Origin of the sequence: Acinetobacter sp. Q186-3, assembly GCF_013420655.1 — a bacterium.
Classification (GTDB): domain Bacteria; phylum Pseudomonadota; class Gammaproteobacteria; order Pseudomonadales; family Moraxellaceae; genus Acinetobacter; species Acinetobacter indicus.
In genome coordinates this window covers 1-1,321 of record NZ_VOXS01000051.1, presented here as the reverse complement: position 1 = coordinate 1,321, position 1,321 = coordinate 1, and the positions used below count along the sequence as shown (strand labels likewise).

The 1,321-nt window shown below is 43.2% G+C and carries 1 protein-coding gene; it reads right to left on the bottom strand.

Features of this window, described 5'->3' with window-relative positions; translation table 11 throughout:
* Positions 1 to 40: 40 nt before the first annotated feature.
* Entirely contained in the window at positions 41 to 1,249 is a 1,209-nt protein-coding gene (locus tag FTT64_RS14325; protein WP_130136427.1) for an IS256 family transposase, read from the bottom strand.
* Positions 1,250 to 1,321: the final 72 nt, after the last annotated feature.

Here is a 1,321-nt window from a genome sequence, read left to right as displayed (position 1 = left end):
AGAGCCTGTAAATAATTTTGTGTAATTGCTTTTCATAAATTTAAAGGCGATTGCTTAAGCGGTCACCGAATTCAATAATAAAGCGGCTCATGGCTAAACGCCAGTCGCGAATAGGCATATTCCACTTTTTAGACGCTGCATCAATTGCCAGGTAAATCACTTTACGTACAGAATCATCCGTTGGAAAGACTTTACGCTTTTTGATCGCCTGACGTATTACGCTGTTTAATGATTCGATCGCATTGGTGGTATAGATGGCTTTGCGTATCTCGGCTGGATAAGCAAAGAAGGTATTTAGATTCTCCCAGTGTGTACGCCAGCTTTTGCTGATCTGTGGGTACTTGTCATCCCATGTTTGGGCGAATTGATCCAAGGCCATCAAGGCTGCCTCTTCAGTAGGTGACTGATAAACGGCTTTTAAATCCTGAGTGACCGCCTTGTAATCTTTCCATGATACGTATTTCAAGCTGTTACGCAGCATATGGATAATGCACAGCTGGATATGGGTTTGCGGGTATACGCTGTTAATGGCATCAGGAAAGCCTTTTAGTCCATCCACACAGGCGATCAGAATATCCTGCAACCCTCGGTTTTTAAGCTCAGTCAGGACATTCAGCCAGAACTTTGCACCTTCATTCTCAGCCATCCACATGCCGAGCAGTTCTTTCTGTCCATCAAGATTAATGCCTAAGGCAAGGAATACAGCCTTGTTGATAACACTGCCATTATGACGGACTTTAACTACAATACAGTCCATATAGACGATGGGATAGAGTGCATCCAGCGGACGGTTTTGCCATTCAGCGACTTGCTCCTTAACAGCATCAGTCACCTTGGAAATAAGCGTTGGCGATACATCAGCATCGTACATTTCTTTGAAAGTAGCCACGATTTCACGGGTAGTCATGCCTTTGGCATAAAGGGATAGAATTTGGCTATCCATTTGCGTGATACGGGTCTGATTCTTTTTAATTAGCTGTGGCTCAAATGTGCCATCACGATCTCGTGGTGTGGTGATCTCAATCTCACCATCATCGCTCAGCACGGTCTTACTGGAATAACCGTTACGAGCATTTGAACCGTTCTTACGAGCATTCTTTTCATGTCCGAGATGTTCGGTAAGTTCGGCATTGAGAGCCGTTTCAACAGTGAGTTTAGTCAACAATCGGGTGAATTGATTGAGATCGTCTTCTGTTTTGATTCCTTTAGCAAATTCTGCTGCAAGGTCTTTTAGTTTTTGTTCGTTCATCATGTTGCCTGACTCCGTTGTGAATATGAACATAGCAAATTCAGGCAATTACACAATTTAATTTACAGTCTC